17 protein-coding genes are annotated in these 14256 nt (G+C 30.4%); 14 read left to right on the top strand and 3 right to left on the bottom strand.

Going from position 1 to position 14256, the window contains the following annotated elements; all coding sequences use genetic code 11:
• The first annotated feature begins 157 nt into the window (after positions 1 to 157).
• Positions 158 to 904, top strand: coding sequence for a hypothetical protein (locus ACY2IJ_RS03205; RefSeq protein ID WP_476725718.1), 747 nt, complete (start codon positions 158 to 160; stop codon positions 902 to 904).
• 161 nt (positions 905 to 1065) lie between these two features.
• On the opposite strand, the gene ACY2IJ_RS03210 is transcribed toward ACY2IJ_RS03205, so the two are convergent.
• Entirely contained in the window at positions 1066 to 1386 is a 321-nt protein-coding gene (locus tag ACY2IJ_RS03210) for a DciA family protein (RefSeq protein ID WP_476725719.1), read from the bottom strand.
• On the bottom strand, positions 1386 to 2468 hold the full coding sequence (recF, locus tag ACY2IJ_RS03215; protein WP_476725720.1) for a DNA replication/repair protein RecF: 1083 nt from the start codon (positions 2466 to 2468) through the stop codon (positions 1386 to 1388). The genes ACY2IJ_RS03210 and recF overlap by 1 nt, the downstream gene beginning before the upstream one ends.
• Positions 2469 to 2606: 138 nt before the next feature.
• On the opposite strand from recF, the gene ACY2IJ_RS03220 reads away from it, so the two are divergent.
• The 9 genes from ACY2IJ_RS03220 (at position 2607) to ACY2IJ_RS03260 (ending at position 9909) form a co-directional block, all read left to right on the top strand.
• Positions 2607 to 3383: a tetratricopeptide repeat protein gene (locus ACY2IJ_RS03220; RefSeq protein ID WP_476725721.1), complete on the top strand. Its 777-nt coding sequence runs from the start codon at positions 2607 to 2609 to the stop codon at positions 3381 to 3383.
• Positions 3383 to 3862, top strand: a complete 480-nt coding sequence (gene ribH / locus ACY2IJ_RS03225; RefSeq protein ID WP_476725722.1) for a 6,7-dimethyl-8-ribityllumazine synthase — start codon at positions 3383 to 3385, stop codon at positions 3860 to 3862. Before ACY2IJ_RS03220 ends, ribH begins: the two co-directional genes overlap by 1 nt.
• Positions 3863 to 3934: 72 nt before the next feature.
• On the top strand, positions 3935 to 4216 hold the full coding sequence (locus ACY2IJ_RS03230; RefSeq protein ID WP_476725723.1) for a hypothetical protein: 282 nt from the start codon (positions 3935 to 3937) through the stop codon (positions 4214 to 4216).
• 14 nt (positions 4217 to 4230) lie between these two features.
• Complete coding sequence (gene mutL, locus ACY2IJ_RS03235; RefSeq protein WP_476725724.1) at positions 4231 to 6111, top strand: DNA mismatch repair endonuclease MutL; 1881 nt, start codon at positions 4231 to 4233, stop codon at positions 6109 to 6111.
• A gap of 5 nt (positions 6112 to 6116) precedes the next feature.
• Complete coding sequence (locus ACY2IJ_RS03240; RefSeq protein ID WP_476725725.1) at positions 6117 to 6836, top strand: rhomboid family intramembrane serine protease; 720 nt, start codon at positions 6117 to 6119, stop codon at positions 6834 to 6836.
• Position 6837: 1 nt separating this feature from the next.
• Positions 6838 to 7686 (top strand): rhomboid family intramembrane serine protease, encoded by an 849-nt coding sequence (locus ACY2IJ_RS03245; protein WP_476725726.1) that lies wholly within the window; start codon positions 6838 to 6840, stop codon positions 7684 to 7686.
• 3 nt (positions 7687 to 7689) lie between these two features.
• Complete coding sequence (locus tag ACY2IJ_RS03250; RefSeq protein ID WP_476725727.1) at positions 7690 to 8697, top strand: endonuclease/exonuclease/phosphatase family protein; 1008 nt, start codon at positions 7690 to 7692, stop codon at positions 8695 to 8697.
• A 14-nt stretch (positions 8698 to 8711) separates the two neighbouring features.
• Positions 8712 to 9098 carry a hypothetical protein gene (locus ACY2IJ_RS03255; protein WP_476725728.1) on the top strand — a complete coding sequence of 129 codons (387 nt, stop codon included), beginning with the start codon at positions 8712 to 8714 and terminating at the stop codon, positions 9096 to 9098.
• Between the two features lie 10 nt (positions 9099 to 9108).
• Positions 9109 to 9909: a carboxypeptidase-like regulatory domain-containing protein gene (locus ACY2IJ_RS03260; RefSeq protein ID WP_476725729.1), complete on the top strand. Its 801-nt coding sequence runs from the start codon at positions 9109 to 9111 to the stop codon at positions 9907 to 9909.
• Here the strand turns inward: ACY2IJ_RS03260 and ACY2IJ_RS03265 are convergent.
• Positions 9902 to 10579, bottom strand: coding sequence for a DUF2461 domain-containing protein (locus tag ACY2IJ_RS03265; protein ID WP_476725730.1), 678 nt, complete (start codon positions 10577 to 10579; stop codon positions 9902 to 9904). The genes ACY2IJ_RS03260 and ACY2IJ_RS03265 overlap by 8 nt on opposite strands.
• Positions 10580 to 10869: 290 nt before the next feature.
• Between ACY2IJ_RS03265 and ACY2IJ_RS03270 the strand changes: the two genes are divergently transcribed.
• The 4 genes from ACY2IJ_RS03270 (at position 10870) to ACY2IJ_RS03285 (ending at position 14252) form a co-directional block, all read left to right on the top strand.
• Entirely contained in the window at positions 10870 to 11139 is a 270-nt protein-coding gene (locus ACY2IJ_RS03270) for a substrate-binding domain-containing protein (protein WP_476725731.1), read from the top strand.
• 156 nt (positions 11140 to 11295) lie between these two features.
• Entirely contained in the window at positions 11296 to 12627 is a 1332-nt protein-coding gene (locus ACY2IJ_RS03275) for a cytochrome ubiquinol oxidase subunit I (protein ID WP_476725732.1), read from the top strand.
• A 3-nt stretch (positions 12628 to 12630) separates the two neighbouring features.
• Positions 12631 to 13704 (top strand): cytochrome d ubiquinol oxidase subunit II, encoded by a 1074-nt coding sequence (gene cydB / locus ACY2IJ_RS03280; RefSeq protein WP_476725733.1) that lies wholly within the window; start codon positions 12631 to 12633, stop codon positions 13702 to 13704.
• A gap of 248 nt (positions 13705 to 13952) precedes the next feature.
• Complete coding sequence (locus ACY2IJ_RS03285) at positions 13953 to 14252, top strand: hypothetical protein (protein ID WP_476725734.1); 300 nt, start codon at positions 13953 to 13955, stop codon at positions 14250 to 14252.
• Positions 14253 to 14256: the final 4 nt, after the last annotated feature.

The following is a 14256-nucleotide window of genomic DNA, read 5'->3' on the forward strand; positions in this document are numbered from 1 at the left end:
ACAACTTATTAAAACTAATTACTACACTAAAACAATATTTACAGAAAGAATTAACAACACAATAATTAAACATTAATTCTATTGAATTACCCATGATTGTTTAAAACTTATTCATTAAATCAATACGTTTGTTACAAATAATAAAATTTATTAAATAATGAAAAACTACTTTAAACTTAACCTAGGTATTGTTACTTGTTTATTGTTATCTTTTATTTCTTGTGATAATGATGATAAACTTGGAAGCGGATTTATAAAACCCGAAATTACAGTTGAAAATATCGCTAAAAAATGGTCTATTAACAATATTCATCTTATTAATGGGGTTAAAGATGTTAATCTTGCTTCAATCGTAGATGGTCAACCGTCTACTGAAATAGTGGGAACTGCATCTTTTAATTATTCTGCATTAGTTAATGGAACAGGAAACTATACTTTAGATTTATCTCAAGACAACAAGGTTAGTGTGGAAGAAGGAACCTTTAGTTTAGGTGAATTTACAATTTACAACAATGGAACTATTCCTGGTATTAGTGGAGTTGGAAGTGTTATTTCTAGACCAACCTCTACTACTGAATACGCTACTTTATTTGTTCAAGATTCTTTTGAAGGTTTAACAGATGAACAAATTATTGCATTAAAAACAGGAACATGGGCTTTAAATGATGAAAAGTTAATTATTTCAACTACCAGTGGTAAAAAAGTTGCTGATATTTTATATTCAAATGGAAGTACCTTAAAACTAAGAATACCTTATACCGATTTTGTAAGATTCTATGGAAAAGATGTTTTAACAAACACAAACTCTTTATCAGGAATTAACGCAAAATATGCTTTAATAGCTACAGAGAACAATCCTACTTCTGGTGAAATTCTTTTAGATTTAACAGTAGTAATTGATTAAGAAATCTAGTAGAATTTTTAAGTGGAAAGAATGAGGTTGTATATTTAACAACCTCATTTTTTAGTTCTCATACTAATTTTATAATTGGCTTTTAAGTAAATTGCCTGTTGTAAATCCTCAATTTTATCAGAAAATACTCCTTGAGTTTTTACAACTTTGTTCTAGTTTAAAATAACCTTTGTAATGGTGTTTTCTCCCAGAGCTTCATTCATCATGCTTTGTATTTTTTCTTTTCCATAACTTAGTTCTGTACGCAATGCTGCTGATGATATTTTAACAATTAACGTTCCTCCTTTTAAACTAATTTTTTCTGTATAAGATTTTACACCAGGTCCCATTAATTTAGCCCATTCTTCTTCTACATTCATTTTTTGAATGCCTTTTTCTAAATTATTTACCTTAATAAAGTGTTTCATTAAAGCACTCATAGGGTTGGCTTCACTTTGTCTTACTGCTCTTTGGTCTATTTTACGCTTTGCCATTACAAGTGAAATATTTTATAGGGTTGATTTGTTTTTTTTACTACATTTTCGGTTCTATCGCTATGCGTATCGGTAATAAATATTTGCCCAAAATGATCTTTATTCACCAAGTTTATCACTTGAGTAACTCTGTGTTCATCCAATTTATCAAAAACATCATCAAACAACAAAATGGGTTTTTTTCCGGTAACTTGTTTCATAAACTCAAACTGAGCCAGTTTTAATGCAATTAAATAAGATTTTTGTTGACCTTGAGAACCAAACTTTTTTATAGGATAATCATTTAGTTCAAATTGCAAATCATCTTTATGAATTCCTACCGATGTATATTGCAAAACTCTATCTTTAGGCAAATTTTCATCAAACAACGCTAACAAAGATTTTTCATGCAACTGTGTTTTGTACAACAGTTTTACATCTTCTTTAGAATTGCTTATTTCTTGGTAACATTGATTGAAAATAGGCGTAAATTCATTTAAAAACCAAGTTCTTTTTTCATAAATATAACTACTTAAATCAGACAACTGATCATTGTAAACACTTAAGTTTAAAGCATCAAAAGTACGATTGGCTGCAAAATACTTTAACAACGCATTTCTTTGTGTAAGCACTTTGTTATAATTCATTAACTTTTGTAAATATGCTCTGTCTTGCTGAGAAATAACACCATCCATAAACTTACGTCTGGTTTCACTTCCTTCTACAATTAAGTCTCTATCAGAAGGAGAAATAATCACCAAAGGGTAATTTCCTATATGGTCCGAAAACTTTTCGTACACTTTTCCGTTTCTTTTAACCAGCTTTTTAGTTCCTTTTTTTAAACTACAAACAATTTTTTCTACTCTTTCATCTTCTACCAAATACTCTCCCTCTAACATAAAAAAATCTTCACCATGCTTTATATTTTGAGTAGCCACCGCATTAAAATAACTTTTGGTATAAGACAAATAGTAAATAGCATCTAGCACATTGGTTTTTCCTACTCCATTGTTGCCTACAAAACAGTTGATCTTAGCATCAAAAACAAAATTTTCTGATGAGAGATTTTTATAATTTACCAAAGATAATTTTTGAAGATGCATTTTAATTTTAAGCTTAGTTAAAAAGGTTTCGCAATTTATCATTTTTTTGGCGATTCCTCTGTTTTGATATTCAATTAAAAAAACTATTTTTGTCCAACTCACATAAAAAAATTAATCAATAAAATATTATATAATTCCATGGCTACATACCAAAAACGAGGATACAAAAAGACGATTGAAAATGAAGAAGAAGTAATCGTAGACAACAACGGAAGTGCAGAACACAGTACCACTGCAGAGGTATTTAACACGTTAGACGAAACGGCTAACAAATCTGAAAAGTGGATAGAAAAAAATAGCAAACCCTTATTTATAGGTTTAATTGCTGCTGTTGTTATTATTTTTGGATACATGGGATACACACAATTTATTGAAATCCCAACACAAAAAAAAGCTGCCAATGCTTTGGTGTACGCTAAACAAGAATTTACAAAAGCAACTAGTAGCAACAATACAGAAGCATTTAAAACTGCTTTAGAAGGTGCAGAAGGTAACTTTGGATTGATTGATATTGCTAAACAATATGGAAGTACAGAAGCAGGAAACTTAGCAAAATATTACGCTGGTATTTCTTATTTAAATTTAAAAGAATACAACAAAGCTATAGATTATTTAAAAGATGTTGTTAGTAACGACAATGTATTAAACACTGTAATTAAGGGTAGTATTGGAGATGCTTACTTAGCAAACAACAACAACGAAGAAGCTTTAAATTACTATGCAAAAGCTGCAGAATCATCAGACAATAAAGCCGTGGCTCCTGTTTATTTGTTAAAAGCAGGAAAATTAGCATTGTCTTTAAAAGATTATAGCAAAGCAGAAGAGTTATTTACAAATATTAAAGAAAATTACCCAACATCTTCTCAGGCAGGAAATATAGATTTATATATCAACCAAGCAAAATACGCTAACTAATGGCAACTACAGATTTATCTGCTTACGACAAAGAAAGTTTACCCAATGTAAAAGGATACCGTTTTGGAATTGTAACTTCTGAATGGAATCCTGAAATTACAGAAAACTTAACTTTAGGAGCTATAGACACTTTGTTAGACAATGGTGTGGCTCAAGAAGATATTATTACTTGGAAAGTTCCTGGTAGTTTTGAATTGATTTACGGTTGCAAAAAAATGCTAGAAAGCCGTAATGTTGATGCAATTATTGCTATAGGAAACGTAATTCAAGGAGAAACCAAACATTTTGATTTTGTTTGCGAAGGAGTAACTCAAGGAATTAAAGATTTAAACATACAATACGATACTCCTACTATTTTTTGTGTATTAACAGACAACAACAAACAACAATCTTTAGACAGATCTGGAGGAAAATTAGGAAACAAAGGAATAGAGTGTGCGGTTGCCGCTATTAAAATGGCTGAGTTAAACAAACGCTAATCCTTCTATAAATACAAAACATTATTGTCGAATTTTTCGTAAATTTGATTATAATGTTTTTTCTTTTACACTATGTTTAAAACTCCATTTAAGCCCACAGGGCACTACGTATTCAATTACAAACCTCGTTATTATGATGAGCGTAAGGAGCGTTTGGAGGCTTTAGAACAACGCTACAAACAAGAAAAGGCCTCTAATGATGACGGTGAATTTCAAGTTACCTTGTCTAAAAACAATTTAAAAAACGAATGGTCTAGAACTAGATCCAATGCCAAAGCAGATAGTAAATCTACTTATAGGTTAGCTTTAATTATTGCAATATTAACCGGTATTGCCATGTACATACTAAAATAACCCCCTATTTTTTAATGTCTGACATTATACAATTATTACCTGATCATGTCGCGAATCAAATAGCAGCTGGAGAGGTGGTTCAAAGACCCGCATCTGTAGTTAAAGAACTTTTAGAAAACGCTATTGATGCAGGTGCCAAAAACATACACCTAATTCTTAAAGATGCTGGAAAAACGTTGATACAAGTTATTGATGATGGTTCTGGAATGTCTGAAACCGATGCCCGTTTGTGTTTTGAACGTCATGCTACTTCTAAAATTAGACAAGCCGAAGATTTGTTTAACCTAAACACCAAAGGATTCCGTGGAGAAGCTATGGCCTCTATTGCGGCCATTTCTCAAATAGAAATGAAAACCAAATTGGCTTCACAAGAACTAGGAACCTGCATACAAATAGAAGGAAGCAAAATTACCAATCAAGAAGTAAGCTCTACTCCTATTGGTACCAATACTGCTGTTAAAAATTTGTTTTTTAACATTCCGGCCAGACGAAATTTTTTAAAATCTGATGCGGTAGAAACCAGACATATTATTGATGAATTTCAACGTGTGGCTTTGGTACACGAAAACGTTCATTTTATTTTAAATCACAACAATTCAGAAGTTTTTAATTTACCATCCGGAAATTTAAAACAACGTATTGTTAACATATTTGGTCACAAAACCAACGAACGTTTAATTCCTATTAACGAAGATACAGATGTATTAAGCTTAGATGGATTTATTATAAAACCTGAATTTTCTAAAAAGAAACGTGGAGAACAATTCTTTTTTGTAAACGATCGTTTTATCAAAAGTCCATATTTACACCATGCCATTAATGCAGCTTTTGATGGGTTGATTGAAAGAGGATGCCATCCGGGTTATTTTTTATATTTAAAAGTTCCCACCAATACCATAGATATCAACATTCACCCTACCAAAACAGAGGTTAAATTTGATAATGAAAAAGTATTGTACGAAATTATTAGAGCCGCTGTTAAGCATAGTCTAGGACAATTTAATGTAGTCCCTTCTTTAGATTTTACAAGAGATAAAACCTTAGAAACTCCTTATAATTACAAAGACAAACCTATTAGCGAACCTAAAATAGAAGTTGACCCTAATTTTAACCCTTTTAAAACAGAAACCAATTTTAATCCTTTTGAAACGGAAAAACCAAAAGCAATTAACAATGGTTCTTCTATAAAACCGAATCACAAGTATTCAGCTCCTAAAAAAAATAAAGATTGGGAGGTTTTATACAACGGAATAGAATCTGTTGCCAATACCGAAGTTGATACTAAAAAATTAACTCCACAATTGTTTGAAACTAAAGAAACCAAATTAATTAAAGATACGTTTCAAATTCAAAACAAATACATATTGTGCAATTTAAATACGGGTACTTTTTTAGTACATCAACATTTGGCACATCAAAGAGTGTTGTATGAAAACTTTTTAGAAAACATTACGGTAAAAGAAGCTTCTAGTCAGCAACTATTGTTTCCAATAAGCATCAATTACAGTCAGCAAGAAATTCATGTGTTAAAAAACATTAAAATGGAATTGGAAAGTACAGGTTTTATGTTTGATGAAATCACCAAAGACAATGTAATTGTGACAGGAATTCCAACAACCATTAGTGAAAGTCAGATTAGCATGGTTTTTGAACAATTGATAGAAGATTTTCAGGAAGACATTCAAGAAAATAGTTTTAGCCAATTAGACATGATTGCAAAATCGTTGGCAAAAACTTTGGCTATAAAAACAGGAACCAAACTTTCTGAACCAGAACAAGAAGTATTAATTAACGATTTATTTGCTTGTAAAGAAGCTAAAATATCTCCTTTTAGAAAAAAAATATACACTAGTATAACTAATAAAAAACTAGATGTAATTTTTAATTTAGAATAACAACTATGAATAAAATTCCAGAAACTATAAAGCACATCATCATTATAAACGTATTGTTTTTTGTGGCTAAAATAGGAATCCAAAATGTTGATTTGAGTGAATTGTTTAATCTACACTATTTTGAAAATCCCAACTTTAGATACTGGCAATTGGTAACGGGAATTTTTATGCATGCGGATATTGGTCACCTATTTTTTAATATGTTAGGTTTGTATTTTTTTGGTTCACCTTTGGTACAACTATATGGTAGAAATAAGTTTTTGTTTTTCTATTTTTCTGCCGGTATTGGTGCTAGTCTAATTTATTTATTCGAAAGACAAATAGAATTTACCAGTGCATTAGATACATTGCAAAATATGGGAGCTAGTAAACAAGAAGTATACGATTTGTTTAATATGACCAAAGTATATGCGGATGAACATTTACAGACAGCCAACAGCATTTACAACATGAGATTGTTAGGAGCTTCTGGAGCTATTTTTGGTTTGTTAGCTGCCTTTGGATGGAATTTTCCTAACTCTAAAATGTTTTTAATTTTTTTACCAATTCCTATTGCTGCAAAATATTTTATTCCCGTAATTGTACTAGCAGATTTGTTTTCTGGAATTACAGGCCAACCATTACTTAGCCCTGTAAATACAGCTTATTTTGCTCACGTTGGCGGAGCTATTATTGGTCTAATTATTGCCATTATTTGGAAAAAAAATCAGTACAGAATGTATTAATATGAAAGATATAATTACTCAACTAAAGCATAAATATCAAACAGGTAGTTTGGTTGAAAAACTTATTTTTATAAATATTGGACTTTTTATTCTTACCTATTTTATTGGAAATTTAGGTTGGTTAATGGGAGCACAAGGAAATGTTTTTTTTGAGTGGTTAGCTTTACCTGCAGATTTAAATTCATTTATTACAAAGCCCTGGACTATTATAACCTATGGTTTTATGCACAGTGGCTTTATTCACATTCTATTTAACCTTATTTATTTATTTTATATAGGTAATTTATTTACCGATTATTTTATTCCTAAAAAGTTGCTAAACTTTTATTTAATGGGAACTATTTTTGGAGGAATTTTATTTATGGTTAGCTATAGCTATTTTCCAGCGTTGCAACAACAAAATGCAACTTTAGTAGGTGCTTCCTCTGGAATTATGGCTATTTTAATTGGGTTAACTACTTATATGCCTAATTATCAATTAAAGTTTAGATTTATAGGCTATGTAAAATTATGGGTGATTGCTTTAATTTTTGTAGGGTTAGATTTAATCAACTTAGCAGATAACAATACGGGGGGACATTTGGCACATTTAGGAGGAGCTTTGTATGGTTTTTTAGCCATCTATTATCAAAATAGCTTTAAATTAAAAAATCCTTTTAAAGATTTGTTTAAAAAGAAATCTACATTAAAAACTAGCTACAAATCAACTACCAAAAAAAATAATAGACAAACAAATAGTGGAAATACCCAACAAAAAATAAATAGCATTCTAGATAAAATTAGCAAATCTGGCTACGATTCTCTATCTAAAGAAGAGAAAGAATTTTTGTTTCAACAAGGGAAAAAATAAACCATGAAACGCTTACATTTTTTAGACAAGTTTCTTTTTTTAACAAATAGTATTGTTGCTGCTTTACTTATTGTTACTTACATAGTTCCCTATATTAGTCCTATTAACTATCCTAGTGTTGCTATTCTAAGTTTGGCATACCCTACTCTATTAATTGCCAATTTGGTTTTTATTATTTTATGGATTTTAAAATTAAAAAAGCAATTTTTATTATCTACTATTATTATTCTTATAGGTTTTAACCACACAAAAGCTCTATTTTCTTTTGACAAAAAGGAACTTAACAATAAAAATGACATTACCTTATTTAGCTACAATGTTAGACAATTTAACAGATACAAGTGGATTAAATCTAACACCATTAAACAAGACATTTGTTCATTAATTAACCAGCAAAATCCAGATATTGTTTGCCTTCAAGAATATAGAAATGCAAAAAACCTTACTCTTAACTTACCTTATAAAAAAGAAGTAAAAACCAAAGCAAGTGGCTTGGCTATTTACACCAAACATAAAATTGTAAACTCTGGAACTTTAAACTTAGTAAACACATCTAACAACATTATTTTTGCCGATTTAAAAATAAACAACCGCATTCTAAGAGTTTACAACATTCATTTACAATCTTTTAGTTTAGACACTCAAAAAGAACATTATGGGGTACAAAACAACGAAAATCTGTACAAAAGATTTAAAGATGTTTTTAAAAAACAATCTGAACAAATTTTACAACTAAAAGCACACATAGCCAAAAGTCCACATCCAACTATTTTGGCAGGAGACTTTAACAACACTGCTTTTTCTTGGAACTACAAACAACTTATAGAAAATCATAAAGATGCTTTTGTAGAAGCAGGAAAAGGCTTTGGAAAATCATACGATTATATCATACCTTTTAGAATAGATTTTATTTTGCCAAGCAATAATATGGACGTAAATTCGTTTACATCATTTAAAACCAAAATGTCTGATCATTTTCCTATAATGGCAAAAATCAACTTGAATAATTAGTTTATATTTATTGAATGAAACACAATTACATTTACCTAACTAGTTTTTTGTTTTTCTTGGTTTCTTATCAAGCAATTTTTTCACAAAAAAAAACAGCTCAAGAAATTAAAGAAGAAAAGGAGTATACTGTTTTTAATGATTTTAGAGTTCCTGTTAGAGAAAACATTAATGAATCTGACTTATTGTATGATGGATGGAAAACTGACCCTGGTAGATATGCCTTTAGATGTAAAGACGGAAAAAGAGTTAGATTAACCTTGTGGTATTTAGACAAAGGAACCCCAGAAACTATAGGTTCTGAATTTATAAACGTAACCAAAGAGCTAGATAAATGTTCTAAAAACGACCCTGAATACATAGCACCTGCATACAGAAAAAGAAGAGCAAAACTTCTGAATTAAATACCCAAACATGAAAAAACATTACCTATACATCACTTTTATTTTATTGCTTACATGTAACTTTAGCTTTTCTCAAGAGTTGATGAAGTTTACTTTAAAGGGTAAAATATCTAGCGCTATTGACAGTACTTCTATTTCTGGAACCACACTTTTAAACTTAAGTACTATAGACGGAACCATATCTGACAAAGAAGGTTTGTTTGAAATTGACATTAAAGAAAGTGACACCTTGTTAGTATCTCATATTGGATATGAATCTATTAAACTTAAAATTACTAGAGATTTATCTAAAGGAACAGAACTAAATATAGAATTACATCCTAAAATAGAAAACTTAGATGAAGTTGTTATTGGTCACAAATTAATTGGAGTATTAGATATTGATATTAAAAACGTTCCTAAAGACAAATACAACAGAATTCATATTAACGGATTGCCACAAACCTATGAAATAAGAAAAAATAACAATTCTGTTTCTAGTTTTGGTAACATTATAAAATCTTTACAAAACCCTGTAGATGGTATTTATAATTTATTTGGAAAGAAACCAAAAAAATTAAAAGATTTAAAAGAACTGAAAGAGAAAGATGCAACTCGTGAAATATTGACTCAAAGATTTGATAGAGAAATTATTTTGGATTATTTACAAATGGATTTGAATCAATTAACAAATGTTTTATCTGAGTGTAATTACTCTCCTTATTTTATAAACAAAGCTACAGATTTACAATTAATAGAGGCTGTTTTAGAATGTTACGAAAGTCACAAAGCAATTAAAAAAGGACACACATTTAAACAAGAATCTAAATAATAGATTCTCCGTTTAAATTCGTAGTTAACACATCACTCATATAATCTAAAAAAGGTCTAGCTGTTTTAAAAGATAGTAATACTTGGTTGTAAAAATCATCTGACAACACTTCTTCGTCAGTAAATTTACGCAACAACATAAAATCTTTCTTTCTAATCAACTCAATAGCCTCGTGTTCTTTGTCAAAACCTTTGGGTGCTGTTTTTAACGATTCACCTTTGTGAAAACCTCCAAATATTTTTTGTACGGCTACAGAATTTATAATCTCATTAATTTCGCTAGCATCTAACTCAAACTCTTTTCTAATTCTTAGCAAATCCTCTTTATTGGGTTGCCAAAAACCACAAGCTACAAAAGAACCTCCTGGAGTAATTTCTACATGATATCCCCCTCTTAGAGCCTCTGTTGCTCTTTTATAACTACAACTTCTATAAGTTTTATAGGGTGATTTGTCTTTAGAAAAACGAACGTCTCTATATATACGATACGCTTTCATACTCTCAATATCATCCTCTTTTTTTAAGCCCTCCATTACATGGGTAAAAAAGGTTTTTAATTTTTCTTCTTCTTCAACAAACCAAACTTTATTATCTGCAAACCATTCTCTGGTATTATTCTCTTTTAACGTACTTAAAAATTCAAAAATAGAGGGTTGAATTGTAATAGACATAAATTGTTTTTTTGTTGTTTAATGATTGATTTAAAAGTACAATCGATATTATAGAATTACAAAAAAATTAGAACTTAATTCTTAAACTCACATTGGGCATTAATCCTAACGATTTATGATGGATTACAACAATTCTATCTATATTTTTGGTCTTTATTTAATACTCCCATTCTCCCATAAACAATTAAGACTATTTATTTATACGATTATCCCATCTAACATAAGGCAATTGTTCTTCTCCTGCAATAGCTATATTTCAATACCAATACTGTTTTTTGCATTATAGATAATTGTGCCGTGGGTGCTATGCAAACTTTAAAAAAAGTAACTTAAAAATTCGTGAAAACATTTCTATTGTAGGCTTTAGTAACTCTTTATCTTCTCTAATTGTTAATCCACAAACTACTACCATCAATCAGCTTAGAATTGATATAGGACAAACCGCTATAAGTTATTTAATTGATGAAATAGACCCCAAAAAAGACAATTATATGGACTATAAAAACGTAGAAATAAAAACACGTTTAATTGTAAAAGAATCGTCTATAAAAAATGATTAAAAACAGGACTTTTATGTAACAAAAGTAACCGTTAAACAAAGTAAATCTCGTAAATTTATACTTACATTTTTAAAAAGAAAATCGCTTATTTTAGTTGATTTTTCATGTTAAAAATGAGTTCACTTTTTTTTAACTTTTGCTTACATCTATCTCCCAATGGAAGACATGATTTTTTACGATCGATTGCAGTTTGCATTTACGATTACATTTCACTACATTTTTCCCCAACTTACCATGGGACTTTCTTTAATTGTATTGTTTTTTAAAGGATATTATCTAAAATCTAACAAAGAAATTTACAATGATGCTGCTAAATTTTTTATGAAAATTTTTGCCATCAACTTTACCATGGGAGTTATTACAGGAATTCCAATGGAGTTTCAATTTGGAACCAACTGGGCTAAGTTTTCGGAATTAACAGGTGGTATTATTGGCCAAACCCTAGCCATGGAAGGAACGTTTTCTTTCTTTTTAGAATCGTCTTTTTTAGCGCTTTTTATTTTTGGTGAAAAACGCATGGGACAAAAATTGCATTTTTTAACTGGTTTTTTAGTGTTTTTAGGTTCTTGGGCAAGCGGATATTTAATTTTAGCCACCAATGCTTGGATGCAACATCCTGTAGGTTACGAAATTATAGAAAATGGAAAGTTTGTACTAAACAATTTTTCAGAGTTATTTAGCAATCCGTGGTTACTTCCTGCTTTTTTACACAATCAAATGGCTTCTTTAGTAACCTCTTCTTTTTTGGTTGCTAGCATTGGTGCTTTTTATTTGTTAATTAAAAAGAACGAAGCACATGGAAGGCTATTCTTAAAAACAGGGGTTGCTTTTGGTTTTATTTCTGCAATGTTGGTTGCTTTTCCTACAGGAGATTTAAACGCTAAGAACGTTGCCAAATATCAACCTGCTGCTTTTGCTGCTATGGAAGGAATTTTTGAAACTGAAGAAGCTGGAGCAGAAATTGTATTGATTGGTCAGCCTAATATGGTAGAAAAAAAATTAGACAACAAAATAGCTGTTCCTAATGTATTAAGCTTTTTAACCTACCAAAATTGGCATCAGCAAATACCTGGAATGGATCAGTTTGACAAAGAAGAATTACCAGACAACATTCCTGCCTTGTACTACTCTTATCATATTATGGTAGGATTGGGGACCATTTTTATAGGAATTATGTTGGCTGCCATTGTATTATTGTATTTAAAAAAACTATATACATTTACACCACTTTTATGGACTCTATTGTTAGCGGTTCCCTTTCCTTTTATTGCCAACATTACAGGTTGGTATGTAGCAGAATTAGGTAGACAACCTTACTTGGTTTATGGTTTATTAAAAACCGTAGATGGAGTTTCGCCAACTGTATCATCGGGTAATACATTGTTTACTTTATTAGGCTTTGTTGCTCTATATTTAATTTTAGGACTTTTATTTTTAATCTTAGTTGGTAAAACTATTTACCACGGACCTCAACCTCAAAAACACTAAACCATGGAAATATTTTGGTTCATTATTATTGCACTAATTGTAACCGTCTTTTTTATTCTTGATGGTTACGATTTTGGAACAGGAATTATTCATTTATTTTTTGCCAAAAAAGAGAAAGACAAAGAAGTAATTGCCAAAGCTGCTGGTTTGTTTTGGGATTCTAACGAAGTTTGGTTGGTAGCAGCAGGAGGTTTAGTATTTATGGCTTTTCCTACCCTATACGCATCTGTGTTTAGCGGATTTTATTTGCCCTTAATTATCGTTCTTTGGCTTATGATTTTTAGAGCTTTAGGTTTAGAATTAAGAGGACAATTTCATCATACAATATGGAAATCTTTTTGGGATGCTTCTTTTGGAATTTCTAGCTTACTTTTGGTTTTGTTTTTTGGAATTGCTTTGGGAAATATGGCTAGAGGTGTAAATTTAGGAGGTGTAGAAAACGGTATTTCTGCTTATGAAGCCCATTATTTCTTTTTGCCTTTGTGGGATGCTAGTTTTAGCCCCACTACTACACACCCAGGAGTTATAGATTGGTTTACCATTGTAATAGGTATTATTGCTGTAGTTACAATGGCTATACATGGTGCTAATTGGATTGTTCTAAAAACCAATTCAAGCATCAATTTACAACTTAAAAACGTAAGCTTTTTGTTAAATATTGTATTGGCTGTTTTAACCATTTTTTCGGTGAGTATTTGGCATTTAATAGAACCTCATCCTTTGGCTAATTATTTAAAACATCCTGCTTTTTTAATTTTTCCTATGTTGTATTTTGCAGGATTAACAGGACAGTTTTTTGTCAAAAAGTTTAAAAAAGAAGTTTATGGATTTGTCTGTTCTTGTTTAATGATTATTGGAGGAATAACCTCTACCCTAGCAACCATGTTTCCAACCTTATTGCCTTCTACACACACAGAAAGTCCAGATTTAACTATTTACAACACCGCTACTAGCCAATACGGAATGTCTGTAGCTGTACCTTGGATGATTATTGGCTTGATTCTAATTGTTGTGTATTTTGTGGTTCAGAAAAAATTGAATGCTGGAAAAATAGATGATATGGATTATGGGCATTAGTTTTTTAAGAATTAATATAAAACATAGTTCATCAAGCCGAGTAGGCATACAATGCTTAAGTAATATCAAAAAATAGATAGTAATACTACTTCTCGACTCCGCTCGAATACCTTAGAGAAGTTTGGAATGAATTATAAAATATAAAAACGGGGCATCAAGCGGAGTAGATATGAAATAAAAACACAACTCCATCACCACGTAAAAAACCTGAATACAACCTGAATACAAACCGAATGAAAACTTAAAAAATGACAGAAACTCTACTTTCTTTAGTAAGTATTTTAGTTGGAATTTTAGGAGCTTTAATTTTTGCAAAGTTCAAGCCTAATTTTTCTTTTGGTTTTACTGGAAATTGTATGATAGGAGTTTTTGCTAGTATTTTTATAATCAAATCTTTTGGGAGACTTGGTTTTGCTCCCAATTATATCATCACCAACCAACAAGTAAACTACGTTCTTTTACTTGTCAATTTGAGTAGTTCTCTTTTTACGGGTATGCTAGGATTGTTCCTCGCTTTTAAACTCAAACAGAAACTACCTGATTCCTAATAAA

Source organism: Wenyingzhuangia gracilariae, from assembly GCF_056387575.1.

Excerpts from the sequence above, each read along its gene's own strand:
- ACY2IJ_RS03205 (WP_476725718.1), top strand. The coding sequence starts at position 158 with ATGAAAAACTACTTTAAACTTAACCTAGGTATTGTTACTTGTTTATTG.
- ACY2IJ_RS03210 (WP_476725719.1), bottom strand. The coding sequence starts at position 1,386 with ATGGCAAAGCGTAAAATAGACCAAAGAGCAGTAAGACAAAGTGAAGCC.
- recF (WP_476725720.1), bottom strand. The coding sequence starts at position 2,468 with ATGCATCTTCAAAAATTATCTTTGGTAAATTATAAAAATCTCTCATCA.
- ACY2IJ_RS03220 (WP_476725721.1), top strand. The coding sequence starts at position 2,607 with ATGGCTACATACCAAAAACGAGGATACAAAAAGACGATTGAAAATGAA.
- ribH (WP_476725722.1), top strand. The coding sequence starts at position 3,383 with ATGGCAACTACAGATTTATCTGCTTACGACAAAGAAAGTTTACCCAAT.
- ACY2IJ_RS03230 (WP_476725723.1), top strand. The coding sequence starts at position 3,935 with ATGTTTAAAACTCCATTTAAGCCCACAGGGCACTACGTATTCAATTAC.
- mutL (WP_476725724.1), top strand. The coding sequence starts at position 4,231 with ATGTCTGACATTATACAATTATTACCTGATCATGTCGCGAATCAAATA.
- ACY2IJ_RS03240 (WP_476725725.1), top strand. The coding sequence starts at position 6,117 with ATGAATAAAATTCCAGAAACTATAAAGCACATCATCATTATAAACGTA.
- ACY2IJ_RS03245 (WP_476725726.1), top strand. The coding sequence starts at position 6,838 with ATGAAAGATATAATTACTCAACTAAAGCATAAATATCAAACAGGTAGT.
- ACY2IJ_RS03250 (WP_476725727.1), top strand. The coding sequence starts at position 7,690 with ATGAAACGCTTACATTTTTTAGACAAGTTTCTTTTTTTAACAAATAGT.
- ACY2IJ_RS03255 (WP_476725728.1), top strand. The coding sequence starts at position 8,712 with ATGAAACACAATTACATTTACCTAACTAGTTTTTTGTTTTTCTTGGTT.
- ACY2IJ_RS03260 (WP_476725729.1), top strand. The coding sequence starts at position 9,109 with ATGAAAAAACATTACCTATACATCACTTTTATTTTATTGCTTACATGT.
- ACY2IJ_RS03265 (WP_476725730.1), bottom strand. The coding sequence starts at position 10,579 with ATGTCTATTACAATTCAACCCTCTATTTTTGAATTTTTAAGTACGTTA.
- ACY2IJ_RS03275 (WP_476725732.1), top strand. The coding sequence starts at position 11,296 with ATGGAAGACATGATTTTTTACGATCGATTGCAGTTTGCATTTACGATT.
- cydB (WP_476725733.1), top strand. The coding sequence starts at position 12,631 with ATGGAAATATTTTGGTTCATTATTATTGCACTAATTGTAACCGTCTTT.
- ACY2IJ_RS03285 (WP_476725734.1), top strand. The coding sequence starts at position 13,953 with ATGACAGAAACTCTACTTTCTTTAGTAAGTATTTTAGTTGGAATTTTA.